This window comes from Floridaenema evergladense BLCC-F167 (genome assembly GCF_041929205.2).
In the GTDB taxonomy this organism is placed as follows: domain Bacteria; phylum Cyanobacteriota; class Cyanobacteriia; order Cyanobacteriales; family Aerosakkonemataceae; genus Floridanema; species Floridanema evergladense.
In genome coordinates this window covers 2,415,959-2,441,331 of sequence record NZ_CM171625.1, presented here as the reverse complement: position 1 = coordinate 2,441,331, position 25,373 = coordinate 2,415,959, and the positions used below count along the sequence as shown (strand labels likewise).

The window sequence follows — 25,373 nt, the reverse complement described above, 5'->3', positions numbered from 1 at the left end:
TCAGGTGACATCTAACCAATAATATCAATTATGCGATCGCCACAATCAGCGTTTTATTCCGTCATTTGTACACCACTGTTGGGTAGCTGGCTTTGGGCTACCTGAATCAACAATCTCAATGCGTTATTTACAGCCTCATCATTAGGAAAAGCTTGGGCAACATCAGGTTCTAGAAGTACTAAATTAGTCCCTGATTGATATCGATCGACATATTTTCCTCTAACTCCCCCCTGCATTTGAGTAAAGTCGTATTCAGGACGTAAATCGTCTTCCATTTCGTTTTCAAATTCCTTCTAAAATTAAGACATAATTGGATTGAGATTCAAAACAAAACCAGGCAAAACATTTTCACCAGAAAGAGTAACAGGATTTTCTAGTATTTCTACTTCTTGATTTGGGCGATAAATTTCCACTCGCTGGTTTTTTCTGTCAATTAACCAACCTAATCTTGCACCATTTTCGATGTATTCTTGCATTTTTTCGCGCAATTCTGTTAGGCTATCGCTGGGAGAACGTAATTCAACTACAAAATCGGGACAAAGGGGAATAAATTTTTCTCGTTGTTCGGGTGTTAGGGTATTCCAGCGATCGATCTTTACCCAAGAAGTATCAGGAGATCTATCTGCCCCATTCGGAAGTTTAAAACCAGTATTAGAATCAAAGGCTTTACCCAGATTATTCTGACGACTCCAGCCTTGAACTTGAAAAGTTAATTCGGCATTGCGATTTCCAGTTTCTCCTCCGGTTGGTGGCATAATTAGTAATATTCCTTCGGCTGTGCGTTCAAATCTTAAATCGCGGTTCTTTCGACACATTTGGAAATATTGTTCGTCAGTCAAATCGATTTTTAATTTGAGAGTGGGAGGTAAGGCGATCGCAGAAACATCCATAACCTTATCCAAATTTGTTATTAAATGCTTTTAGTATATCAAATTAAAAACTGACTATTGCTGAATCTCGTTATTAAAACGGTAATTTCTTAGGCAATGCGCTCAACACTTTTCACCAAAATCATCTATATTAATAATAACTCTTATAGTAATTAACAATAATGCACATCGATTACACAGTTCAAATCTGGAAAGAAGACTCACAATTTATTGCTCATGCAATGCCCCTAGATATAATGAGTTCTGGACTAACACCTGAAGCAGCTAGAATTGCCTTAGATGAAGCAGTTCACCTTTTTTTAGTCACTGCTGCTGACATAGGAACTTTAGATGAAATTCTCCAAGAAGTAGGCTACAAATTTCAAGATGGAAAGTGGATAAGTCCGCAATGGGTGGCAATTGAAAAACATTCTGTAACAGTGGGGGTTTAAATATGCCAAGAATTACTCCCATTTCTTGGCAGCGATTAGAAAAAGTATTTCTTGCTGCTGGTTTTGAATTTGCTAGACAAGAAGGAAGTCATCGTTCCTACACCAAAGCTGGTATTTTACGTCCAGTTGTGATTCCTACTTATGATGAAATTTCTGTTTCAATTATCAGTAATAATTTGAAAACTGCGGGAATTTCCAGAGAAGAGTATTTTCGCTTATTAGCCGAAATATAGCAAATTTAACTGAAATCGTATTCAGTAAAAATTGCTCCATTTCGGTTGAAAATTCCTTCTTCTGCAAACCTCTCACTCTTTCGCCCAATCTTTTGGGGGATTTGGCGGACACCAAAACAAATTTTTACTACTTATTCCCAAGGATTCCAAAATTCCTCGCATTACATCTGTGCAATACATCCAATATCCCAAATCATCGTACATTTTATCTGGATTAAATTCTAAATTATAATGCAACACATGGGGAAGTCCGGCAAATTGATCGGAAGATTGGGGAGAAATCAACAAAACTCGGAATGGTTTTCCTTCACATTTTGCTTTTAATTTATGCAGCAAATCTATCACGTATCCGCGATCGGTAATACCTGTGCGAATAAACAAGGCTTCATCACATTTTTTTAGCGTATACCAAAAGCGTTCCGATCGCGCCGAATAACGCACGCGCATCCGTTCATAAACCGGAGACATATCATTTAATGGATCGTCTGTTTCTTCAACTTCATGGGCGAAAGATAAACCCGACCATTTGCCGTGATAGATTCTCCTTTCGTCATGATTGTAATGCAAAAAGTAAGGATTCCACATATCAGAGAATCCAGTTTCAATCATGTCTGCTACATCACCAAGATTGGTACTTCTTGTCAGATCGAAGGGAAAAGCTGGCCCATCATATTCCATTTTGTACAATAACATTCTGGCAGCACAGCGATCGCCTAATGGAAGAATTGCCACTCGGCTAATATCCGATAATTTACACTTGTAGGCAAAAATTACTGATGATTTAGCTGGTACTTTAACTCGACTTTCCAATCCATCTTTGCCAATCAGCATCGTGCGAAAAGGCAATTCTGGCTCAATTAAATCTTCATAAACACCTTCTGGCATTGCTTTTAGGACGCTGCGGATTTCCTTCCACATGGGATGGATGTTATATTCGTGGTCTGATTCGTTGATTACACGAAGAGTTGTGTCGCTTTCTTTCCACAATCCTAAAAGTCCGTCGTAATATAAAATTTCTGTTGCTTTTGGAGTAAAGAAATTAAAAGCGGCGCTATATTCAATGTCAGCACTAGGAGGAATATTTACTAAAGTTTCGATCGCACCATCCTCGCGCACCCAAAAATAGGGAAGTATACCTTTTTCCGCCTTCTTACTAATATAAATCCCCGGTATCAATCCGGCTTTACTTTGAATTGCTGCTTGCAGTTCTTCCCAATAGGTGGCGATCGTATATGTATTTTTTGAAGTATTAATAATTCGCAAACTCTTCTCTTCTGGACAAGCGAAAACATGGAAACCCCAATTATCGCGATAAATAGGTACTTCCTGCTTTTGAGTAGAAAGTTGTTTGGCTTGAATTAATTTATTTTTATCTATGTCAAATAATTGCAGATCGATTTCATCAAACATTAAGCGATGTCCTAATCTATTAGGATGAGCCACATCGGAAGAAATCCCCTGCTTCCAACGCCCCTCCCCATCATCCACTGCATCCAGCCAGTTCAGCACTGGAACGCCCCAACTCAGCATTCGATGGTGCGTATCGCGCAACAGCCAACTATGTTCTGAGTGGTAATCCCCATTCGGGTATAATCCTCCTAAAATGGGCATTGCTCCCAATTCCTTGGTCATTTTGATCAGTTGCTGCAATCCCCTTTCAAAATGACGTTGTACCGCTTTTCGCTGGTGGGGTGGACAATGGGCTAACCCTTCGTTACCTAGAGAAAGGGCAATAATCACGATATCTGTTTGTTCTGGTGCGACTACCAAGGGAAATCTGTCGATCGTCCGGCTAACACCAGCCCCCAATTCTGATACATTCACCAGTATGTGACCGTATTTTTCATTTAACGCTTTTTCCAAATGCCAAGCCCAGCCGCGCAATAACCAGGAATTGCAACCTAAAGCTACAGAACTGCCAATAACCAAGATTTTTAGACCTTCGTTGCCTTTTTTGAGTGGTTTTTGGGCGATAGGTTCTTGAAAATATCCGTAGGGAAATGGCTGAATGTGACCGAACCAGCCATCTTCTACTATGATTGTGGTTGCTGGTAGGTCAGATTCGATCGGTATCCAACGATTTACCCCCAAAGCTTCCCATTGCACAGATCCATCTGCATTAATTCGCACATACTTGTATTTAATCTTTTGGCTATTAAGCGACTCTAACGACAATGGAAAGTCATCAATTTGAATTTCCGTCCACCATAAAGGATAACTTTCGCCGTTGGTCTGCAAAAGTACACACTTGTTTATGTCCCACATTCCTAACTCAGGAGTCGAACCAACAATGCCAATGAAGTCTCCTGTTTGCGTGTGTGCCTTTACTTGAAATCGATACATATTATAATATCTCTGGTGTGTTTAAAAATACTCTGCTAGACAGAAGCGATCGATAATTCAAAAAAGAATTACAAACTACATATCTGGTAAAGATAAGGGTTTGCAAAACTGTTTTGAGAGTATCACACTTACCCATCAACGTCTGTCTTGCAGTACACCAAAGCAATTGATAGTAACATTTTTAGCTAACTTATCTAGCCAGCTGTAGCAAAGTTAAAGGAAAACCAAATTACCATCCCCAGGTACCTGGGCCACCTTTAAATGGGCCGACAATATCGGATGTAATCCATCCGCCATAAAAATCACCTGCTTGGGGTGTGACTAACTCATCATTTACATAGCAAGCATCCATTAAATTGGCATTAAATCCATAGTATTGTTGAATTGATTCAAAACCGGAAGTAGGCTGAAAAACTCGCCAAGCAGCATTATTTATATACTTATCGCCGATGCTAACATCATAATATTGCCAATACCCTTTCCATTCACATACACCTTTTTTAGGTGTGGCAATTAAGTGTTCTAGTTTAATATCTTCAGGGGGGAAGTAATAGGTGGGAGGATGACTGGTTTCTAAGACTCTTTTGCCTTTGTTAGTTTCGGCTAAAACAATCCCATTACAAATTACCTTCAAATGTTTATTGGTATCTTCTAAACGTGCGGGACGAGGGTAATCCCAAACTGATTCTTGACCGGGTTTTGGTGAGATTGGTTGTGGTCTCATGGTGAATAATTTCTTGATTTAATAAGGTTTGGCGATCGATGCAATTACCAGATGGTTCCCAAATGATATAGTTGTTAATTATAAACCAAATTATTGGGAGATAAAATGTTTTTTACTGAGTATGGCTCAGAAATTCTCTTTCGCATGGGCGAACATTTAATTTTAGTAGCGATCGCCATGACAGTAGCAACTGCGATCGGGATTCCTTTAGGAATCTTGATTACTCGCCAAGCGAAACTTGCTCAACCCATTCTCGGTTTTGCTAACATCGTGCAAACCATACCTAGTTTAGCAATTTTTGGCTTCCTAATTTCTGTACCATTCCTGGGAGGAATAGGTGTAACTCCGGCTATTGTCGCCCTAACTTTATACGCTTTACTCCCGCTGATTCGCAATACTTACATTGGCATTAATAGCGTCGATCCTGCAATTCGAGAAGCGGGAAGAGGGATGGGAATGACAGATAATCAATTGCTGTTTCAAGTAGAAATCCCCTTAGCTTTAGGAGTAATTTTAGGAGGAGTTAGAGTAGCAACTGTTATTTGTGTAGGAATTGCAACTATTGCAGCGGCGATCGGTGGTGGTGGATTAGGAGTATTCATTTTTCGCGGTATTGCTTCAGTTAACAATCAATTAATTTTAGCAGGAGCCATACCCGCTGCTTTAATTGCTTTAGGGGCAGATTTCTCCTTGGGATGGATAGAAAAACAACTTACGCAAAATAGAGAAAAAAAAGGGAAAATAGGTCGCCAAATTGCCATTGCTTCCGGCATATTAATTATAATGCTATTGGGATTAATTGTTTTTGTTAACCGACCAACAGCGCCGACAATTGCGATCGGGGGAAAAAACTTCACCGAACAATTTATTTTAGGAGAAATTCTTGCTCAACACATCGAATCTCGTACTAAATTAAAGGTCGATCGACGCTTCAATTTAGGAGGAACTTTTATTGCTCATGAAGCTTTAAAAGCAGGTAAAATTGACGGATATGTGGAATACACAGGAACAGCATTGACAGCTATTTTAAAGCAACAGCCAATCAAGAACCCGGAAGTTGTCTATCAAAAAGTCAAGCAAGAATACGACAAAAAATTTAATTTAGAAGTCCTGAAACCGTTAGGATTTAACAGCACCTACGCTATGCTTATTCGCGGAGAAGATGCTAGACGTTTAAAAATCAAAACTCTTTCCGAAGCTGCCAAATATACTCCCCAATGGCAAGCAGGATTTTGGTATGAATTTCTGGAAAGAAAAGATGGTTATGAAGGGTTAATTAAGACTTATGGCTTCAAATTTACCAAACCTCCGAAACAAATGGAGTTAGGATTAATGTATCAAGCTTTAAAAGAAAAGCAAGTAGATTTTGTAGCAGCAAATGCTACAGATGGCTTGATTCCTGTGCTGGATTTAGTGATTTTAGAAGATGACAAGAAGTATTTCCCTCCATATTACGCTATCCCAGTTTTTAATCAAGCAACGCTGGAAAAATATCCAGAATTGCGAAAAGTAATCAATGAATTAGCTGGGTTAATTTCAACTCAAGAAATGCAAAAAATGAATTATCAAGTAGATAAGCAATCTCGTCCAGTTGAAGAAGTTGCCCGAGAGTGGCTGAAATCTAAAAAACTTTAATTTTAGCTTAACCTAAAATGTAAACGAAGTTCGGAGCAACCCAATCCAAATCGGAGGATTTGCAGAATTATGCTCTGGACTTGTAACTACAAGAAATCCTGGAATGATAAAAATTCTATCATTTATTGGGTAGCGATAAGATAGTTCTAAATGCAAAGAAGTATCTCGATCTTCTCGTCCAGAAACATCATTATTTATCACTTTTGGAGGCATACCAAAAACAAAACTTAATTGCGAACTTGTTTTACCTAAATCTGCTACAAATGCCGTCAATGCCCAACTCCAAATCTCTGCTTGAGAACCCCGAAAACCATTTAACCCACTCACGCTGGGAGAAGCTTCCGCTTTAGCATTAAAATAGCTAACCCAACCACCTAAGATCAATTTGGAACTGATTTTGTAAGTAAATTGTAAACCAAAAGCATTGGAGGAAGTTGCTGTACTTGTACCAAAAGGAAATTGAGCGAATACACTACCTTTACTGCCCGTTATATTATTAGTTATACCAGGTTCGGGTGCATAATAATGACCATAAGTAAAAGCAAATCCAAATTGCTCAGTTGGAGTATAACTTATTTGGCTCAAGAGAGTATATTGACCCTTAAATAGTCCTTCTCTCACATTACTAAGGGAATCAGTTAAATAACTAATACCGCCAGCTAACTTGTCAGTGAAATTGTAGTAAATTACTCCACCACCACCAAAAGCAAAAGAATAAATCGGACTTTCTGCACCAAAATTTGATATAGAATTAACTGGATTAAAAGCTGGAAAAATCCTCGTAGGAAAGTCGGCAATAGGAGCGATCGCTACAATCCCACGCTTCCCTAGAGGAAATTCATAAAATAGGGTTCCTAATCTTATATTATTGTTAGTATTTATTGTGAGTAAGCGAGTCATTTCTGTGCCAGTGACACGGCTAGCAAAAGGATTGACATTTCCGGCTACTAGTTGGGTTCGCAATCTATCTTTTCCAGTAAAGCTGGTATCAAAGTTAAGTATTACTGCTCCTGATAAAGTGAAATTATCGTCTAATTTTTCCTGAGAACGACTTCCAGGAGAAACGGCTTTCCTGTCACCAAAAGCACTAATTAAGTTAAAATTTGCTGTACCTCGTAAAACTGTAGTTGGGCTAAATTGGTGCTTTTCGATAAAAGCTACTCGCTGTTCTATGTTGTCTACTTTGGCAGTAATATTTTGCAGTTCTGTGGCAAATTCGGCTTGCAATCTTTCGATAACTAGCAAGTCTTCTTTTTGAGGAAATTGATTGTTAAAACTCTCAATTAAACGTCTAATACTGGTTAGACAACTATTTAATCCTGCGGCAAATTCATAGCGACTCATTGCTCGATCGCCATTAAAATTTCGCTCAGGAGAACCGCTAATACAGCGATATTTTTCGATTAAATTTCTTAGGGCTTGATAAGCCCAATGGTTAGGAGTAACATCTAACAACTGATTTACATTGACGATATTTTCGTCAAGTTCAGGAGGAGGGCCACTATATAATCTTTCGATTTGCTCAAGGGTACTTTCTTCGTCTTTAAATTCGGAATTATAGGTGACTAAGGGTGATTCATTGGCATTATTTAAAGATGAGTCTCTCAGAGGATTTGAGTTGAAGTTTGCTTGGGCTAGAACTGGAGATAGGATGAGTAAATTACAACTCGCGATCGCTAAGGTAATAGAAAATGGTAGATTTAAAATTTTCATGATTTTATTGACAACTTATCCTCACACTTACAACCCCATTAGCGGTAAAAATTGCTAAAGAGAAAATTTTTATTTTAATAAGGTCGAATTTTCAATTCATTATTTACAGCTTCGATCGCTTTTTTAGCGACATCTTCAGGAACTTTCGTGTACTCCAACTGCTCATTAAATGCTTGACCCTTGATTAAAATCCAATTCAACAAATTTTGAATTGCTTTTAGCATATCTGGATTCAGATATCTTCTATAAACTAACAACCAAGTTAAACTTACCAAAGGATAACCATCTTCAGGATCTTTGATATCTTCAGTAGTAAAGTCATCATTAAACTTGACATTTGCTAGAGCTTTTTTGGTTTCTGCCAAAGTTGGTTGTACGTAACGACCTTTCTGATTTTCAATACTAGCAATAGATAGATTGTTGGCTAGAGCAAAGTTACTTTGTACATAACCAATAGTACCATCAATTCTGCTTATTTCTCCTGCTATTCCACTATCTGTGGGAAAAGCAGAAAATACATTAAATCCCCAATCAGGATTTCTACTAGCTAGTACTTTTCCTCCAGTAATTTTGTTTAAGTATTTAGTGAGGATAAAGCTAGTAGCGCAGTTGCCAGAACAAACGACTACTTGAATTTTTTGATTGGGAAGGCTGGAATTAATCTGTTGCCAATTGGTAATTTTACCTGTAAAAACTTTCACTAATTGATCGCGAGATAATCTGACTTCTCTTTTCACACCTGGCAAATTATAAACAATAGCTAATGCACCTCCTCCTGTAGGTACCATTAACAAACCATCTTCCATTTGATTTTTTTCAATAGGTGTGGGAATTAAACTACTGCCACCAAAGTCGATCGATTTGTTCACAAACAACCGAATTCCACCACCACTGCCAATAATACTGTAGTTAAATTTTTCTCCTGTTTGCTGTTCGTATTCTTTGCTATATCGCTGATAAAGAGGTTCGGCAAAAGAATCACCACCGCCTCTAAGTTGCGCCCAAACAGCATTACTCGTCAAAGAAATTGTGGTTATTGTTAATGTGGCAGTTAATTTTTTCTGCCAGTTGTCGATCGCTTTGATTTTCATTTGTGTCTGATTAAATAAGGTTTGATAGCGATTAAAAATTGTAGCTACGTAAGCCAAGCTATTGTTTTTAATTAGTCAGTATATGCCAACATGATGTTGGGTAGTCCCAGAATTATAGTCTGAGACTTTTAATTGACTAAATCTGAACTTTTTTGCGGTTAATGATGACTTTACTACCATCAGGAGCAATTTCTAACCAAAAATCCTGAAGGACAAATTGATAGTATAATTCGCCAAGACGAGTACTCCGCCAAATACTGATAAGTTGGTCATTTGGTGCCCATCTTTTGAAAGCTTTTGTGGCAATTTCAGGAACTCCGCTGGGATCGATTTGTTCATCAACTTGAAGGACGGTACCATTAGGAGTAACTTGTACTTCCACTTCAAAACCTTGTTGATTTTTGCCTCTGAGTATGTACATTAATGAACCGTCAGACTTGAGTTCTATTCGGGCTTGGTTAAATTGAGCATTAGTTACTGTTTTTGCTGAAGACATTGCTGGAGGTGCTACTTCTTCTAGGGTAATTTTGCGGACTATTCCCCCTAAATTTTGGGTGATTAGTATGTTTCCAGGCTCAATTTTTGATTGAGCTTGTGCTTTACAGGTATAGATGAAAGAGGCAGAAACAGCCATCCCTGTAATAATTAAAATGCTTTGCCAAGTCTTTGCGTAAAACATCATAGTTTTTTTAGTTGGTTGGTGTTTTTTTGGGTAGTGCGATCGAGCAATTCATTTTTAGAACTTATCTTTGAGTTGAGCAAACAGAGCATCAGAAATTGCGTGTTTCTTTACGCAAACAAAATTATATTTTTGTTCTATATTTTGCCAATCGATCGAAGTGTCTGAGAGAATTTCTTGCCTAAACATTTCCAAAGCTTTCCCAGATAATCCTTTCTCCTGTTTGTTATTTTAATGGCTAATAGCTCAGAAATTTATTAAAATTTGTTGAATTTATACATTATTAACTGGATTAACTAATTAATCTTCACTACTTTGAGTATAAGCAGGAAGCAAAATACCTTCTCGAAACAAGATATCCATAAAATTCTTTCGCAGAATGCGCTGAATGTGAAGATGTTTTCCGGGCTTAACTTTGGTTAATGTTCGCAGCATTAAGTTAGATTCGCCTAGACTTTCTACCCCATCTATTTGTGTGGGTTCGAGGACATCTGAGTAATTAGCTTTTAATTGTTTTCCTACCTCCTCAATTACTTGATAAACATGAGCCAAGTTAGAATTATAAGGTACACCAACTTCGACTACGGCAAAGATGTATTGTTTGGAGTAATTGGTAATTGAACCCATCTCACCATTGCGAATAATTTGTAATTGACCGTTGGGATGTCGGATGCGGGTGGTTCTAAGTTCGATCGCTTCCACAATCCCCTCTAATTTTGTTTCTTCGTCTTTTCTCAACTCCACATAATCACCCACTAAATAGTAGTTTTCAAACAGAATAAAAAAGCCGCTGACTATATCATTTATTAATGCCTGTGCGCCTAAACCAACGGCTATACCAACAATACCCGCACCAGCTAGTATGGGAGTTGGATTAATGTCGAGAGTATAAAGGATAGAAATCCCAACTGTGAAATAAATTAAGTATTGCAATAAACTGCGAAACAATGGAATCAAAGTTAAGCGTCTGCTTCTTTGGATGTCCGTCAAATTTTGTTCTTTAAATACTACTTCTTCAGCAATTAAATAGATAACTTCAAAAATTACCTGACTTAAGAAAATCATGGCAATAATTTTGAGCAGTCGCAGACCGAAATCTGACATTTTGGCGATCGACTCTATCTGCTGAACTACCAATGTGGCGATGCAGACATAAATAACAAATTCTAAACATCGCTTGAAAAATGGGATCAGGTGTCGTAAGCGATCGTAGAATCTTAACAGGTTATCAGGACTAGAGTATTTTACGGTGAGAGCATCGAAAATGTCAACGATCGAAGCCACTGCTTTGAGGATAAGTAATCCCACAGCAGTTATCAAGTATATTCTTAGTGCGATCGACAAATATTCCGAAATTATTGCTGGAAATTGGAGAAACAGAACACAAGAAATAATTACCCACAGCCAAATTCCCCATTTAATTCTTTGATAAAGTGCCTTGAAGAAAGCTTCAATAATTTCATCGTCTGCGGTGCTTCTTTCTATATTTTTGGCGCGATTACTCACTACTTTCAAACTATATTTGAGTAATTTCAGTGCGATCGCTGCTACAATTATTGCGCCAATACTTTGAGCAATACCAATTCCCAGTGTCACCCAAAATCCTGCCGGGATTTGCCCAATCAAGTTTAGTGTATATTTTTGCAGGTCTTGACCTTGATAAATCAAGAAACCATTAATACCTATAATCAAAATACACAACACCGCACCAACAAGTAACAACAATCCTGTAATGTTCCGGCGCAGGTTTTTGATTTGGCGATCGTCCAGCTTGAATAGAGAAAATTTAATCAATAGCTTGGATAATCTATTAACTAACCAAATTAAGGATAGAAAAATAATTATTACCAAACCAACTTCAGCCAAGATAATTAATAAGTTGCTCATTGTTTTTACTAAATTGTTTTTGGGAGTTAACGCAAAAATCAAATAGGTGAAGAATTTAATTACTTTGCAGTATAAACTTATTGATTCGAGGTTAATTGAGGTTTTTTAATAAATTCCAGAAACAGAGTTCTGTTTCTTCCCCATTCCACTTTTTGCTTGAATGGGGACAGAGACAAAATATTTTTGTTAACCCATTCTTTTTTTCAATTATTAACTGCGCTCTCTGCAAGTTTGCGTTTTTCTGGTTCGGTTCTCAGTTCCACATGGAGGAAATCGATACCCTCTTGCTCCAGTAATTCTAATATTGTTAGATTCAATTCTCTCTCTGCATCAAAGTAGAGATTGTCATCGTTAACAAAAGCAATAACTTCAATTACTCTGGCATTCTGCTCGATTTGTTTAAACCGAACTATACATGAGGGAGAAAAACCCTTAATATTTTTCGGCATTTGTTCAATAGCAGAGCAAATTTTTGCGGTTTTCTTAGCGGAAATCCCGTCAATTTTGAGAATTAAATTAATTCCCCACTTTAATTCATCGCCCGGATTTTGTGACCAATTTTCCACAACTCCAGAAATCATTCTAGAGTTGGGCATTTTCACGATCGAACCCCATTTAACAACATGAAGCGTTGTGGTTCTAAATCCAATACTAAGTATCTGTACAAAGCCCTCTAACCCCGTTACTCCTACCCAATCGCCTTCTCTATAAAGACCATCGGAGTAGATAATAATTGTACAGAACCAGTCATAAACAATATCTTTCAACAGCAAACCTAAAGTAATACCAGCACCACCTAATAAACCAACTAGTGCTGCTGCTGATTGCCCTAAAAAGATTTCACTAATCTTGATAGCAATAACGATAATTGCTGCCGATTGAAAAATTTTCGGCATCAAAGGTCTGAGCAATTCATCCAACTCAGTGTCGCTATGTAGCAACACATTAGCAATTATTTGACCGAAGATAGAAGCCGCTCGATAAACAGCATAAGCAATTATGAAGACGACTATCAAATTGAGCGCCCTGCCGATCGTTTCGCTCAATTGAAGACCTAATTCCTGCGCCAGAATTTCCTTGACAATCCACAATCCACCAATCAAAATCAACCAACTTAAAGACGGTTTGAGAATCGCAATTAATTCATCGTCGAGAGTGGTCTTGGTTTTACGAGTAAAGCGTTCAATAGTTTTAACTATAGCTGCAATTACAAATCTTCTCAACGTTTGAGTCAGCGTCAATATGATAATGACGGCAACTATTTTGCCAATGGGTACGCCCGAATAATCGAGATTTTTCACCGTGTCTAAAATTGCTTGCATAGTCTTTCCTCAGATTGAAACAAAACTTTGAAATCTAAAACTTCTTAGATAATGTAAATACTTAATACTGAATTAAGTATCAAGAGCAAATCAGGGTTACTGATATCATGTCCGCTTGATTACCCATAATTCCCATTGCACACCACCCTGTCAACGGGCAGGAGGGGTTGTTTATTAGGGGGAATTTACCGGAAATGAATGAGTCAGTGAAATGCTGGACTGCACCAGATGATATCCATCTGGATTTACTAAATGTTCTTGTTGATACCAAGACCATTAAGAATGTAGTGGAAAAATATAAGAAAAATATAAGATGAAGAAAATTGAAAATTTTCTTCATCTTTTTCCTGCCAACGCATTTTCTGTTTACTTGTAGGAATCCCAGATCTGCGATCGGGAATGAACAACAGGTCTTACGCAACTGGCACATTCAAAAAAATATGTTGTTGCGCTTCAGCGCTAAAGAAAGGCGCTGAAGCGCAACAACATACCTAGAAAATTCGGCTCTCCCGTAATCATGGTGATAAGTAAACCTAATTAATTAGCAAAGTGCTTACTCCACAAGGTTTCCCAGTCCCCAGTCCCCAGTCCCCAGTCCCTAAAACCAGGGTTTTCCACCACAAGTACGGGAGAGCCGTTACAACCGAGTATAATCGCCAGCGTTCACTTCAAACTTGCCAATGCAATCTTTGTGTCCTCAGAGGAAGCTTCACTAACCATCCCTGAATATTCCCCGTTATAGTTGGTAAATTCAGAAGGTGCTCTGCGAATCTTAGATAGACGAATTTGCCAATCGGAAACTTCTTCGTAGGTAAGATGATGCGTATTGGAAGTCGTTGTCCACACTCCCCAAAGACAGGTGTCTTCAAATTGTAACAGTCCTGCCTTACGTAAGCTTTGGGCTTGACCAGTTCCAGGTAAGGGAATAATGCTGTAGCAAGAAGTCTGAAATTCCAATTTCGGGTTAATTTCTACTAGTTCATCTACCAGTTCTGCGATCGCTTCTTCAAGACGTAACAAGTCCTCATGGTCATCATCGGGTAGCCCGATAATAATGCCATAACCGATCACAGGTACACCAGTTCTGACTACAGATTTCATCAACTCACAATGCTCTTGCCAAGGCAGAAGCTTTTTGTAGGCTTCTCGTCCAAACACGGGACGTTCGGCTGGTATATAAGCTAAAGGACAACCGACTTTGCCATCCCAGCCAAACAGTGCTTCAATCAGTTCTTCGTCAGGTCTGAGGTCGGTGCTTTCGTAGTTACGCCCAGCGCCGAGAGTTGTTTTTCTCAGTTCTAAACCATTGGGCCACATGAGAGTTATTCCCATCTCCCGTGCGCCATTGGTAATTTCCAGGATCTCTTCTCGCCCTCCCGGAAAGAGTCCACGAGCGAGGAATTGATCGGACCCGATATTGATCGACTTAGCCCCTGCCTCTTTCTGGATCTCCAACCATTTTAGGGTTGTTTCTGGGGACATTCTCCGAAAACCTGTGCCGTAGGTGGGTGTCATGCAAAAATCGCAGGTGCGATCGCAACCAATGTCAGCCACTACCGAACCGACTGGCGCAAATCCTTGGACATTGGGGAGTGTTCCTAAACAGTCCCGCGCCACTTCCAACGAGGGTAGTGCCCACTCATCTGGACTTTTGGCTTTAGTCTTCTTGGGATACTGTTTACCATCTGCGAGAATCACACCCGTAAGTTCTTCTCTAGGAGTTCTTCCCAACACATAGTCAAAAATAGCCCAATTCGCTGCCCCTGATTTATCCTGAACTACTGCGGTTGCACCAGCCTTTAAGTAGTGCTGTGGTTCAGCGAAAGCATCCGAACCCCCAACCACAATGGGACGACCTCCCTTTGCCAGATGCTCAATCAGCATACAGCTAACTTGACGATCTTGGGAGAAATTAATTGTAACTCCCCAAGCATCGAATGCGTGAGGATCGAGAGCCGAAATGCTGCCTCCTACATAGGTTTTCCGTAGAGCCATCCCTTTCCAGAAAACTTGCCCAAATTCTTCACTATAATCGCCATCTCTGAGGTTGACTAATCGTGCATCAAATCCCCCTGCTTGCAAGTCAGCTATTAAAACTTGCTTGCTGATTAAAGAACGATTTCTGTACAGAGAAGTCCAATTTTTGCCTTCAGAATCGAATAATCCTGTTGCTGGAACTTCAACTAATCCAATTGTTGGAGATTTTTTCGCTTCCATAGTTCAGGGTTGGTTATTTACAAATGACTGTCAGAAACTTTTGAGCCGTCATGCTGCCAATTCTTTGGAACACTAAGACAAGTCGGGGAAATAATCTTCTATTAAAATAGAAGGATAGGTGAACAGATGTGTACACTGAACAAAATTTACAATTTTTTTAATAATTCCCTTCTAAGGGAATTATTGATGTTTGAGCTTATGCCAAAATTTTTGCATGGTTTTAGTTTGTCTTCCATGATATCTTGGTGATTTGGGCGATCGCAGAACACCTGCACAGCACCTAATTACTCTTCTTAGTTTTGTGACTCAGCTATTCTAAAACCAGCGTGTTGATAGAAATTAGGACGAAACCAATTGCGATAAAACTTTAACGCTTCTGTTCCATTTGTTGCCCAAGCACCACCCAACATCATCTTATGTTGGTTATCAAAAAAGGGAGTTGCATTGTCTTCATAAAGAAAATGGGTTTTAAATCCTGACAATGGGTTAAAATCATCATTCAACCATTCCCAAACATTGCCACGCAAATCGTACAACCCAGAAGGGCTTTCGGCTTGTTTTAATATACCAACTGGGCTAGGTGAACCAAATTTTAAATTAAGATTGAAATCATTGATTCTATCTAATTCAGAAGTTTTTCCGTTAGCATCAGAGCCATAAGTTACTAAATGCCATTCTGCTTCACTCATTAAGCGAATTGTCTCACCTTTCCAGCGACAGTAAGCCATTGCTTCATAATGATTTACTTCCACAGGCCAATCTAAAGGTAGTTCAATTTCATCAAACATTGCCCTATATTTGTAGCCACCATTATTAGGTATCCAAAATTTGGGATGTTTGACGTTATATTCAATTTTCCAACCCCAAGATTCTTCATCCCAGTAAACTTGATTTTCATAACCACCAGCATTAACAAATTCCTGAAATTCTCCATTGGTTATCATATACTTACTGGCAGCAAATGGTTCAACTTTAACTTGTCGATAACCATATTCACAATCCCAACCAAAAAGCGGAGAATCTTCGGATTTACCAACTTCAACTAACCCACTAGAAACTTCGATCATTTCATTTTGGCAAAGGTTGTTATTATAAGGTGCATATTGCCAATTTTCGGGACGTGCAACTTTTTCCACAGGAAGTTGTCGAATTAGCATCGAAGAAGTTTCAAAATGAATCCGTTGATGTTCAATTCCCATAATCAATGCCCAAAGGGGATGATTTTGATGAATTGGCAGATTAAGCGGCGTGTTTTTAATCAGTTCTGAAATGCTTTGATAAACTTGATTGCGATATTCCCAAACTTTTTCTACTTCAGGCCATTGAATATGAGAAGTTTCTGCCTTCAGTTGACCAGAAGTTTGCGGATCAACCCCAACTCCTAAGATCAATTCATAATCTGGGTTAAGCCTTTTTTCCAACAAATTCACCATGATTAATTTGTTGATATAAAAAGCCGCTGAATGACCTAAGTAAAAAATTAGGGGGTTCCTTAAGGAATCTGGTTTGAGATAGAATGTTTCTGAGCAAACTATGGTGTTCATCAGCACATCTTCTAGTTCCCAGGCGTTTTGAAAGTAATGGAAAATGGCTTCTTTGTTGCAAGTGTTTAGTGAGATTGGTGATGCAAATTTTAGACTACTCATGGTGGCAATTTTTCTTTTTCTAATGGACTGTGGTATTAAGCTGACTAAGCGATCGCCGCTAATTCATTAAACATCTCCAGAAATTAAATGTGTGTTACTTGAAACCCTTGTAGAGACGTTGTATACAACGTCTCTACAATCTTTGAAAGGAAATGTCTATTTAGCCACTTGACAAAGGGCTAAACCAAACCATTTTGGCGAATCAGTAAAGATTTTTAGGGGTGTTAATCCTTTGGAGTCTAGGTCTTTTTTTACGGTTTCTAAATCAAACTTCCGAGAGATTTCGGTGCGGATACTTTCCCCAGCTTCCCAGTGAATTTTTAAGTCTAAGCTTTCTAAATTCACTACATGGCTTTTTTGACAATGTAAGTACATTTCAATTTGATTTTCTATTTGATTATAAATGGCTTGGTGGGTGAATAAATTTGTGTCAAAATTGCCTTGAAACCGCCAGTTTAAATGCTCGAGCATATTCAAATTAAAAGCCGCTGTTACTCCTTGAGAATCGTTATAAGCTGCTTCTAAAATTTCTCTTGGTTTTTGCAAGTCAATGCCAAGCAAAAAGTAATCTCCTGGGTTAAGGACATCATTAATTTCTTTTAAGAAAATATCGTACTCCTGTGGGCTAAAATTCCCGATCGAATTCCCCAAAAAGAAAATCATTCTGGCTGGCAAAGAGGTGGGTTCTAATTGAGCAATGGCTTGCTCATAAGTGCCTACTAATGCTTTAATTTGTAAAGCTGGATATTCCTTTTGTAATTGCAGTACACTCTCTTTGAGAATGCTTTCACTGACATCGATCGGCACATATTTACAGGAATAATTTTGGGCTTGATAAGCATTTAACAACAAGCGAGTTTTCGTCGAACTACCACTACCTAATTCTACTAATTCACAAGCACCTGTTATCTGGGCAATTTCATCAGAGTATTCGCGTAAAATGGATGCTTCTGTTCGCGTCGGATAATATTCTGCCAACTCACAAATTTGCTCAAATAGTTGAGAACCTTGATGGTCATAAAAATACTTTGGCGGTAAAGTTTTTGGGCTTTTTGTTAGCCCTTTAATAACATCTTCGCCATCCTTATTTAAAGTTTGATGCTGTCCCTTAGTAACTGTCAAAAATGTTGTTGTCATTTTACTTTTGTTCTGAAATGTATACAATCACTATTGCAGATTTTGTTTTTTGGGGCAACAGTTTTTATTTAAATATTATTTATTTGTATGAAAACTTGATTTTACTAAATTAGTAATCTATAATAATCATCGTATATTCACTCTCTAAGATGGGAAATAGTTATATTAGTTTTATTAATCATTTCTCAAAAATTTTGTCAAAAAAAAGCGTTAATAGGAATTATTTACTATGGGAGTAAAACTCACCTATTTCAAGAAAGCAGAAATTAAACAAATTTTGTGCAAGGGGTTTTCACCTTTTTCAACTGGTGCATTGTTTTCGCAATACAAAAATATGTCACTTCCCTTTTATGGAGGGGAAAAAGGTGGTTGTTAATTTTTGCTTGGACGCTAGTGAAATGCCATTTACTCTAGCCGCGCTGTGACTAAAACATTATGCCATTTTTTGTGCTAAATGAACATTCCAGAATGCTAACTTTATTATTGTCTGAATAATGGACAAAATAGAGTATAATATTGCGGCTAATATCTAGAAGCTAGCTAAAGTTGAGCCAATCAGTTAACTTCAGTCGGTTCCTGGAAGGAGTTAGTTTTGTGGAGTTGGGAGAATGGCTAAATGCTGACGATCGCACTTACCGATACAGCCAAATCGGGAAATGCCAAAGGGTAAATTGTGCCAACTGCTAATGTAGACTTAGAAGCATATTCCCCATCTTCAGGTTCTCGAAATAATATCAACTGTCTTTTCTTGAGGTTAACTACCCAATATTCAGCAATTCTCACTTCAGCATAAATTTTACTTTTTACTTCCAGATCTTTATCTAAGCTGGTATTCGAGTATTCAATTAACCAAAAAATATTTTCCGGGTAAGGGTGATGTTTGAGGTATTCACGCCCTAATCGTTGTACGATCGCAATATCAGGTTCAGGTTCGGAGTTATTAGGAAGAGTAATTGGTTTAGCAATCCGAATAGTAGCGCGATCGCCCAACAATCGAATTAAATATTCTCCAGCTTCACTGCTAAAATAAGCGTGCGGTTCTCCTTCTGGTGGCATTTCAACTATTTCTCCCTTCAGCAATTCCACGCGCCGATCGTCCAAAATGCCTGCTGCTATCATGCGATGATAATCATCTATTGTCCACTTAGCTGTAGTTATTGGCATAGCGATCGTTTTTCTCTTTTCTTTTCCATTTTACGATCGTAACTTAATGGATTCATGAATTTATTTGTTGCACCAAAGCTGCTGTTCGGGCTGTAGCAGCTTTTAATTCAGCTTCTACAAGCTTATCTAATTCTGTTTGCTGTTCTGCTGGAAGTGTTTGTCCTCGATCGCGTGCAGTTCGCCAAAGATTCATTAATTCAGATAAACGCTTTTGTTGTTCTGCATTAAAAAACCAATCAGGAACAAAACTTTGGATAATCATGCTTACAGAAAATAAATTATTTTTTCCATTATACGAATCTGACGTAATCTAATCTCTTCTTTATTAGGCAAATCTTCTACCACATAGAAAGACTTAGGCATTAGTAAAAACCAACTTGCTGGAACTACCTCTAACAGCCACCATTCAAATAGTTCACGCCTTCCGTATGAACCAGGGAAAATTGCATAACCCTCTAAGCAATCATCTAAAATCTCTATAATTGCTTCTACAGATTGCTCATAATCAAGAACCCGGATCGCATTTTTAAAGACATCTTGAGCTTCATACAATACCTGTAGGCTGACTGGATTTTTATTAGTGTCGTGTGACAAATCATAATTTCCTATTATATCCTTTTTCAACAATTCCCTATCATCAAACTCAATTGTCTTAACTTCATCATTGAGGATTTTTTTTGTATTTGCAATTAACCATAATGAGATTTCAAGAATTATATCTGTGGGTGAAGAGTCCTTTGGTTGATAATATTCTAAGGTAGGTTCGACAACTAATAATAAAATTAGCGTCATCCACACATAACGCAGGTGAGTAAGCGTCTGGTTACTAATACGAAATGCTTGTAAAATTTCATTTAAATCATCTTGAAGTGAAGTTGTGCCATCTGCTTCTAATTCATAAAGTTCTGCGTAATGTTGTTGCTTAATTTTATTAAGTAATACTTTTAGAGAGTCAGGTAACATCTCTATAGAGGGTAATTTTTGCTCTGATTGGCTCGATCGCAATACCATAAAAAAATCCCTCCTTTATACTCACTCCGATGGATAAGGATAATCCCAAAATAATTCTATTTTGATGTTGGGAAACTTCTCCTCAAATTGCTTGACTATATTTTCACAGCTTTCACAGGGTTGTAGCTCAGTGTAAAGATAGAGATTTCCCTTTACTTGAAGATCGTAGAACATCTCAAGAGCTTCCGCAATTGCTGATAATACTTTATACTCTGCATCAGTGTCCATAAAGCGATTAGTACGAGAATCAATAGTTGGTTCAAATTGCCCTCCTTGAGATTTGGGTTTAGGTTGAGGTGTGGGGCTGTTTTTCCCGCCTTTAGATGTTCCCGCTGCACAAAAAGTTACATCACCCTCGATATTTACTTGAGCAACTGCAACATTGCTTTTACCAATAGGTTTTCTCAGATATCGCTCTCGAATTAGAGCAGCACTTTCTTGCAAACGCTCTTTTATCAGAAATTCAACTCCTCATCGCTTCTGATGGTGTTTTTATAAATTAGAAATACTAGCATTGATAATACAGGTTATCTTGTTCGTTTAATTAGAAAGGTTGAGGACAATGGTACGACTAAAACCTTGGAAAATCGTTGTATTAGCAACGCCGATCGCTACTATCATTGCTTTCCTGATGGTAGCAGCAGGGCAACAAATTCACGCTTGGGGAATTAATTGGATTTGGGCGATCTTTACTATAATTTTGGTGGGTTGGCGTTGGTTGTTGGTAAAATGGACGCAACCTGTGGTAGCACAAATCGAAACTGTGGTTGCTGAGGTAAACAAAGAACTGGAAGAAGCTGCTGAAGATCGGCTAAGTTTACCTGGGGGAAAAGATGCAGCAACGAAAGCGGAAGCGGCGTTACAAGAAGTATTAAAAACTGCCCAAAACGATCGCCCTGTTTGGGAAGATTGGGGTACTTTTTGGCAACGCTGTCAGCAGTTAGTAATTGCGATCGCACGCGCCTACAATCCAGAAGTAAAATATCCTTTACTTAACATCTACGTTCCTCAAGCTTACTCTCTAATTCGGGGCACAGTAGATGATATGGATCGCTGGATGCAAAGATTATCTCCTGCATTAAATCAAGTAACAGTTGGACAAGCAGTAGAAGCTTATGAAGTGTATCAAAGATTAGAACCTTCGGCGCGAAAACTTTGGCAAATTTGGAATTGGGTACAATGGGTAATTAACCCAGCAGCGGCGTTAGCAAGAGTAGCTAGTCAGCGTTCCAGCAACCAAGCAACTCAGCAATTATTAATAAACTTAGGTCAACTTTTGCGGGAAGCTGCATTACGAAATTTAGCTGGACAAGCAATTCAACTTTACAGCGGTATTGCCGCAAATCTCTCTGAAACTGCTGTTGCTACACCCACTCTTCCCCAAGCAAAAACCCAAACTTTACGAGAGATTTTAACTCAAGCTGAACCCGTAGAAAAAGTAGAACAAAAACCCGTAAATATTCTATTGGCAGGAAGAACTGGATCGGGAAAAAGCAGTTTAATTAATAGTTTGTTTCAAGCAGATTTAGCCGATGTAGATGTTTTGCCTAGCACAGATAAAATTCAAAGTTATGAATGGAAAGCCCAAACCGGAGAGAGTTTAACTCTTTGGGATACTCCTGGTTATGAACAAATAAAGCGGGGAGAGTTACGGGATTTAGTAATTGATTATGCGACAAATGGCGATCTTTTGTTATTAGTTACTCCCGCTTTAGATCCAGCTTTACAGATGGATGTAGATTTTCTGCAAGATATTAAAGAAGAAGTTGCAGATTTACCTGTAATTACAGTTGTAACTCAAGTCGATCGCTTACGTCCGATTCGGGAATGGGAACCTTTCTATGATTGGCAATGGGGAGATAAACCAAAAGAAATCGCCATTCGAGAAGCAACTGAATATCGTGCTAAACAGTTAGGAGAGTTCAGCAAATTAGTTTTACCTGTTGTAACTTCGGATAGTCAAAGTAATCGCCAAGCTTGGAATATTGAAGCGTTATCTTTGGCTTTAGTAAATGCGATCGCACCTGCTAAACAACTCCGTTTAGCCAGATTTTTGCGTAACTTAGAAGCCCGAACTGTCGCTGCTGCTAAAATCATCGATCGTTACACTTTCCAGATGACAACTACTCAAGGATTAGCAAGTTTCTTGAAAAGTCCAATCCTACAATTTATCTCTACTATGTCTACTGGATCGCCATCTTTAGCTTTTGCTTTAGCTCAACAAATTCCTGTCGAACAATTGCCCATTGTTATTGGTAAACTACAAATGGCTTATGAGATTTACACACTTTTAAATGACAAATCTAAACCAATTGATTTTGATTTAAGACCGCTTTGGCTACTGTTACTAGAAAATTCTGGTGCGCCCGATCGTAATGCTTGGGCATTTGGTCACACCGTAGTCGAGTTTTGGACACAAAATCTCACAACTGCACAACTACAAGAACGGTATAATTACTATTTAAATTCTACTAAAAAGTAGAATTTACTAATAGTGTTAGTAGCTCAAATTAAGAGACACTTTGGCGAACTTTTTCAGTCTTCATTAATTCACACACTGACACTTTTTTCTGCATGAAATTTTCCAAAGACTGGCTATACTTTGACAGCGAAGGAGAAGAATTAAAATTAGGCATTTCTTGCCAACAGTGGCGACAGTACCAAAAAATTTGGTTGTGACGAATATGCCGCAACATTGTATGAGAACAACAGGGACAACTTGCCATTTTCTTAGACCTCGCTCACTAACAGAGGAATGATGACAATTGATTTACCAGCGATGTTTTGAGGATATGAGGGAAAATTGAAGAATTTTTGAAGATGAGCTTTAAATTAAGGGAAAGTTACAAAGCTACATAATTGCTTACGTGAAAGCAGAGGCGCAGAGGCGCAAGAAAACTTGAAGTTTACAAAAGTTAAACTTCCCAGCCTAAACTTTGGGACACTTGTTCAACTAATTTGATGATATTAAAAGGTTTAGCAATTACGCCAGCAACTTGCTCTAATTGAAGAAACTGTTGTTGAATGGGAGACAGAGTTCTAGCAGTTAATAAAAAGACGGGAATTTTCTGGGTTACAGAATTTTCTTGTAACTTTTGCAACATCTCAATACCGTTCATTTCCGGCATAGAAATATCTAGTAAAATAGCATCTAATGGTTCAGAGTTGGCGATGCGAAATCCTTCTAAACCTGAACTTGCTAGCAGTATTTGCCACCCTGCTAATTCTTCCAAACAACTTTTAATGACTTCTTGAATTGCTTCATCGTCGTCAACTACGAGAATTTTTTTACTCATAATTCAATACACAAGCTGTATTTTAAGTCTGCAATTAACCATGATAATTAATTAGGACTACGTTTAAGGCGGCGAATAATTCGGGTTGCTATTTCAGTTCCCACTACGGATTTGTTAATGTAATCATCTGCGCCAGCGGCAAAAGCTTGCTCTATTTGTTCGGTTCCAGTGTGTGAAGAAACAAACAAAATTGGCAGATGATGCCATTGCGGATCGTTGCGAACTACTTGACACAATTCTACACCGTTGAAGTCAGGCATTTCTAGGTCGAGGATGAGCAGATCGGGGGCGCAAGCGGTGAAAATTTGCCAGAAATTTTGCGGATTTTCTAAAGTTGTGACTTCGACACCCCAAGATTTTAAAAGGTTGGAAAGATGTGCTAAGGCTACTTGATCGTCATCAACAATCATAATGCGATTTCGGGAAGTTTTTTGGTGTTGAGCAAGTACTTCGCTGACTACTTTTAGAATTTGATCTGCGGGTAATGGTTTGTGTAAAAAAGCACGAGTTCCTAACCGAGCAACGGCTACTCGATCGCTCAAACTTTCTCTTCCAGTTAGGGCGATCGCTGGAATAGAAGGAACGCGCTGAGTTATTTCCTCTAGTAAGGTAATTCCATCTTCTCTAGCGCTAGGAAAGTTCAAGTCTAGGAGAACTATATCGGGTGATTTTTGGGAAATTATTTTGCGAGCAACAGTTAAGTCGGTAGCAATTTCTACTCGAAATTTCCAGGCGATCGCTTCAATTCGCACCCGTTCTGCTAAGACTAAATCATCATCCACTATTAAAATTAAAGGTGAGTAAGAATTTGCTGTTGATGTTGCCACAGATGAAGAATTCGGTTGGACTTCTTTATATATTGCTGCGGCTAATTCAGAAATTCGCTTGACTTGTTCCGCCTCTAGTTGTAAATAATCTAGTTGCAATAACTCTTCCATTTCCTTAGCTAACCTTGAGCCTTCCATAAAACCAAAAATACCCAAAGATCCGGCTAATTTATGCGCTTCTTGTTTTGCTTGTTGTTGTAATTCTGCTGTCAAATTTCCATCTGTTAAAGCAGCTGCGGCTTCTCCAAGTGTGGCGATTTGCGCGAACATTTTTCCTTGAAACTTTTCCCAGACTTTAAAAGTTGCTGCTTCTACTCGCTGACGATAATTAGCATCAGTTTTTGGTTCGGGAATTTGAAAGTTAGGAGAAGTTGCTGTTTTTGCTTGCTCAGAAGGAACGCGCAGCCGATAACCTAAACCATGAACTGTTTCGATCATATCGGCTGCACCTGCTGCTTTCAGTTTTTGGCGCAAACATTTAATATGAGTGCTAACTGTTTCTTCTCCGGGTGCTTCTGCAAAATCCCACAAGCGGTCTAAAATAGCTCGCCGACTAAAAATTTGCTTGGGATTTAATAGAAATAGCTCTAGTAAGCAATATTCTTTTGGTGTCAGGTGTAATAGTTTTTGCCCACATTTTACTTCGTTGTTAACTGAATCGAAGTAAACATTTTCCCAAGTAATTAAAGAAGAGGAAATAGGTTTTCCTCTCCGCAGTAAGGCGCGAATTCTTGCCATTAGTTCTTCTAAATCGAAAGGTTTGACAACGTAATCATCGGCTCCAGCATCTAAGCCCATAACGCGATCGTTACTGCTATCTTTAGCTGTTAAAAGCAAGATTGGATTATGATAGCCTTTAGTACGGAGTTGTTTACAAAGGCTGATTCCATCAAGTTTGGGAATTACAATATCCAGCAAAATTAAATCATATTCGTATTCTAAAGCTAACTCCTGAGCTACTAATCCATCGGCAGCCACATTAACTGTGTAATGGTGATTTGTAAGAGTTTCAGCTAGGGCTGAACTCGTCAAAGAGTCGTCTTCTACTAATAAAATTTTCATTAATTTTTCTTCCTTGATGGAGAGTATGATCGCTAATTCTGAATCTAGTGCTGATTTTTAATAGT

General features: G+C 38.4%; 25 protein-coding genes. 5 read left to right on the top strand and 20 right to left on the bottom strand.

Annotated features, from left to right (window positions below; translation table 11 throughout):
* Nucleotides 1–53: 53 nt before the first annotated feature.
* Nucleotides 54–275, bottom strand: coding sequence for a hypothetical protein (locus tag ACE1CA_RS11940; RefSeq protein WP_413279064.1), 222 nt, complete (start codon nt 273–275; stop codon nt 54–56).
* A gap of 24 nt (nt 276–299) precedes the next feature.
* On the bottom strand, nt 300–890 hold the full coding sequence (locus ACE1CA_RS11935) for a Uma2 family endonuclease (RefSeq protein ID WP_413279068.1): 591 nt from the start codon (nt 888–890) through the stop codon (nt 300–302).
* Between the two features lie 161 nt (nt 891–1,051).
* Between ACE1CA_RS11935 and ACE1CA_RS11930 the strand changes: the two genes are divergently transcribed.
* Entirely contained in the window at nt 1,052–1,321 is a 270-nt protein-coding gene (locus tag ACE1CA_RS11930) for a hypothetical protein (RefSeq protein ID WP_413279063.1), read from the top strand.
* Between the two features lie 2 nt (nt 1,322–1,323).
* On the top strand, nt 1,324–1,554 hold the full coding sequence (locus tag ACE1CA_RS11925; RefSeq protein ID WP_413279062.1) for a type II toxin-antitoxin system HicA family toxin: 231 nt from the start codon (nt 1,324–1,326) through the stop codon (nt 1,552–1,554).
* 72 nt (nt 1,555–1,626) lie between these two features.
* On the opposite strand, the gene ACE1CA_RS11920 is transcribed toward ACE1CA_RS11925, so the two are convergent.
* A complete protein-coding gene (locus ACE1CA_RS11920; protein ID WP_413279061.1) occupies nt 1,627–3,897 on the bottom strand; it encodes a DUF1796 family putative cysteine peptidase in 2,271 nt (756 codons plus the stop codon).
* Nucleotides 3,898–4,126: 229 nt separating this feature from the next.
* Nucleotides 4,127–4,621: a DUF427 domain-containing protein gene (locus tag ACE1CA_RS11915; RefSeq protein ID WP_413279060.1), complete on the bottom strand. Its 495-nt coding sequence runs from the start codon at nt 4,619–4,621 to the stop codon at nt 4,127–4,129.
* Between the two features lie 105 nt (nt 4,622–4,726).
* Here ACE1CA_RS11915 and ACE1CA_RS11910 point away from each other — a divergent pair, with 105 nt between their 5' ends.
* Nucleotides 4,727–6,256, top strand: coding sequence for a glycine betaine ABC transporter substrate-binding protein (locus tag ACE1CA_RS11910; protein WP_413279059.1), 1,530 nt, complete (start codon nt 4,727–4,729; stop codon nt 6,254–6,256).
* 12 nt (nt 6,257–6,268) lie between these two features.
* Here ACE1CA_RS11910 and ACE1CA_RS11905 read toward each other — a convergent pair whose 3' ends face one another.
* The 9 genes from ACE1CA_RS11905 to egtD form a co-directional block, all read right to left on the bottom strand.
* Nucleotides 6,269–7,969, bottom strand: coding sequence for an iron uptake porin (locus ACE1CA_RS11905; RefSeq protein ID WP_413279058.1), 1,701 nt, complete (start codon nt 7,967–7,969; stop codon nt 6,269–6,271).
* Between the two features lie 74 nt (nt 7,970–8,043).
* Nucleotides 8,044–9,117 carry a substrate-binding domain-containing protein gene (locus ACE1CA_RS11900; protein ID WP_413279057.1) on the bottom strand — a complete coding sequence of 358 codons (1,074 nt, stop codon included), beginning with the start codon at nt 9,115–9,117 and terminating at the stop codon, nt 8,044–8,046.
* A gap of 79 nt (nt 9,118–9,196) precedes the next feature.
* Entirely contained in the window at nt 9,197–9,742 is a 546-nt protein-coding gene (locus tag ACE1CA_RS11895; protein ID WP_413279056.1) for a hypothetical protein, read from the bottom strand.
* A 54-nt stretch (nt 9,743–9,796) separates the two neighbouring features.
* A complete protein-coding gene (locus ACE1CA_RS11890; RefSeq protein WP_413279055.1) occupies nt 9,797–9,928 on the bottom strand; it encodes a hypothetical protein in 132 nt (43 codons plus the stop codon).
* Between the two features lie 111 nt (nt 9,929–10,039).
* Complete coding sequence (locus ACE1CA_RS11885) at nt 10,040–11,626, bottom strand: mechanosensitive ion channel family protein (protein WP_413279054.1); 1,587 nt, start codon at nt 11,624–11,626, stop codon at nt 10,040–10,042.
* Between the two features lie 203 nt (nt 11,627–11,829).
* On the bottom strand, nt 11,830–12,948 hold the full coding sequence (locus ACE1CA_RS11880; protein ID WP_413279053.1) for a mechanosensitive ion channel family protein: 1,119 nt from the start codon (nt 12,946–12,948) through the stop codon (nt 11,830–11,832).
* Nucleotides 12,949–13,611: 663 nt separating this feature from the next.
* Nucleotides 13,612–15,165 (bottom strand): radical SAM protein, encoded by a 1,554-nt coding sequence (locus ACE1CA_RS11875; protein ID WP_413280384.1) that lies wholly within the window; start codon nt 15,163–15,165, stop codon nt 13,612–13,614.
* Nucleotides 15,166–15,458: 293 nt separating this feature from the next.
* Complete coding sequence (gene ovoA / locus ACE1CA_RS11870) at nt 15,459–16,811, bottom strand: 5-histidylcysteine sulfoxide synthase (protein ID WP_413280385.1); 1,353 nt, start codon at nt 16,809–16,811, stop codon at nt 15,459–15,461.
* 156 nt (nt 16,812–16,967) lie between these two features.
* Nucleotides 16,968–17,948: an L-histidine N(alpha)-methyltransferase gene (egtD, locus tag ACE1CA_RS11865; protein ID WP_413280386.1), complete on the bottom strand. Its 981-nt coding sequence runs from the start codon at nt 17,946–17,948 to the stop codon at nt 16,968–16,970.
* Nucleotides 17,949–18,177: 229 nt separating this feature from the next.
* Between egtD and ACE1CA_RS11860 the strand changes: the two genes are divergently transcribed.
* Entirely contained in the window at nt 18,178–18,324 is a 147-nt protein-coding gene (locus ACE1CA_RS11860) for a hypothetical protein (RefSeq protein WP_486517780.1), read from the top strand.
* Nucleotides 18,325–18,560: 236 nt separating this feature from the next.
* Here the strand turns inward: ACE1CA_RS11860 and ACE1CA_RS11855 are convergent, their stop codons facing one another.
* From ACE1CA_RS11855 to ACE1CA_RS11840, 4 genes are read right to left on the bottom strand one after another with little or no spacing between them, the layout of a single operon-like run.
* Nucleotides 18,561–19,112 (bottom strand): Uma2 family endonuclease, encoded by a 552-nt coding sequence (locus tag ACE1CA_RS11855; protein ID WP_413280387.1) that lies wholly within the window; start codon nt 19,110–19,112, stop codon nt 18,561–18,563.
* A 52-nt stretch (nt 19,113–19,164) separates the two neighbouring features.
* Nucleotides 19,165–19,374 (bottom strand): hypothetical protein, encoded by a 210-nt coding sequence (locus ACE1CA_RS11850; RefSeq protein ID WP_413280388.1) that lies wholly within the window; start codon nt 19,372–19,374, stop codon nt 19,165–19,167.
* A gap of 2 nt (nt 19,375–19,376) precedes the next feature.
* Nucleotides 19,377–20,123 (bottom strand): hypothetical protein, encoded by a 747-nt coding sequence (locus ACE1CA_RS11845; RefSeq protein ID WP_413280389.1) that lies wholly within the window; start codon nt 20,121–20,123, stop codon nt 19,377–19,379.
* 21 nt (nt 20,124–20,144) lie between these two features.
* Nucleotides 20,145–20,567, bottom strand: coding sequence for a deaminase domain-containing protein (locus tag ACE1CA_RS11840; RefSeq protein WP_413280390.1), 423 nt, complete (start codon nt 20,565–20,567; stop codon nt 20,145–20,147).
* A gap of 118 nt (nt 20,568–20,685) precedes the next feature.
* On the opposite strand from ACE1CA_RS11840, the gene ACE1CA_RS11835 reads away from it, so the two are divergent.
* A complete protein-coding gene (locus ACE1CA_RS11835) occupies nt 20,686–22,605 on the top strand; it encodes a GTPase family protein (protein ID WP_413280391.1) in 1,920 nt (639 codons plus the stop codon).
* A 28-nt stretch (nt 22,606–22,633) separates the two neighbouring features.
* On the opposite strand, the gene ACE1CA_RS11830 is transcribed toward ACE1CA_RS11835, so the two are convergent.
* The 3 genes from ACE1CA_RS11830 to ACE1CA_RS11820 all read right to left on the bottom strand — a co-directional run bounded on the left by ACE1CA_RS11830 (nt 22,634) and on the right by ACE1CA_RS11820 (nt 25,308).
* On the bottom strand, nt 22,634–22,849 hold the full coding sequence (locus tag ACE1CA_RS11830) for a hypothetical protein (protein WP_486517777.1): 216 nt from the start codon (nt 22,847–22,849) through the stop codon (nt 22,634–22,636).
* A gap of 189 nt (nt 22,850–23,038) precedes the next feature.
* Entirely contained in the window at nt 23,039–23,419 is a 381-nt protein-coding gene (locus ACE1CA_RS11825) for a response regulator (protein ID WP_413280392.1), read from the bottom strand.
* A 47-nt stretch (nt 23,420–23,466) separates the two neighbouring features.
* Nucleotides 23,467–25,308 (bottom strand): response regulator, encoded by a 1,842-nt coding sequence (locus tag ACE1CA_RS11820; protein WP_413280393.1) that lies wholly within the window; start codon nt 25,306–25,308, stop codon nt 23,467–23,469.
* Between the last annotated feature and the right edge of the window lie 65 nt (nt 25,309–25,373).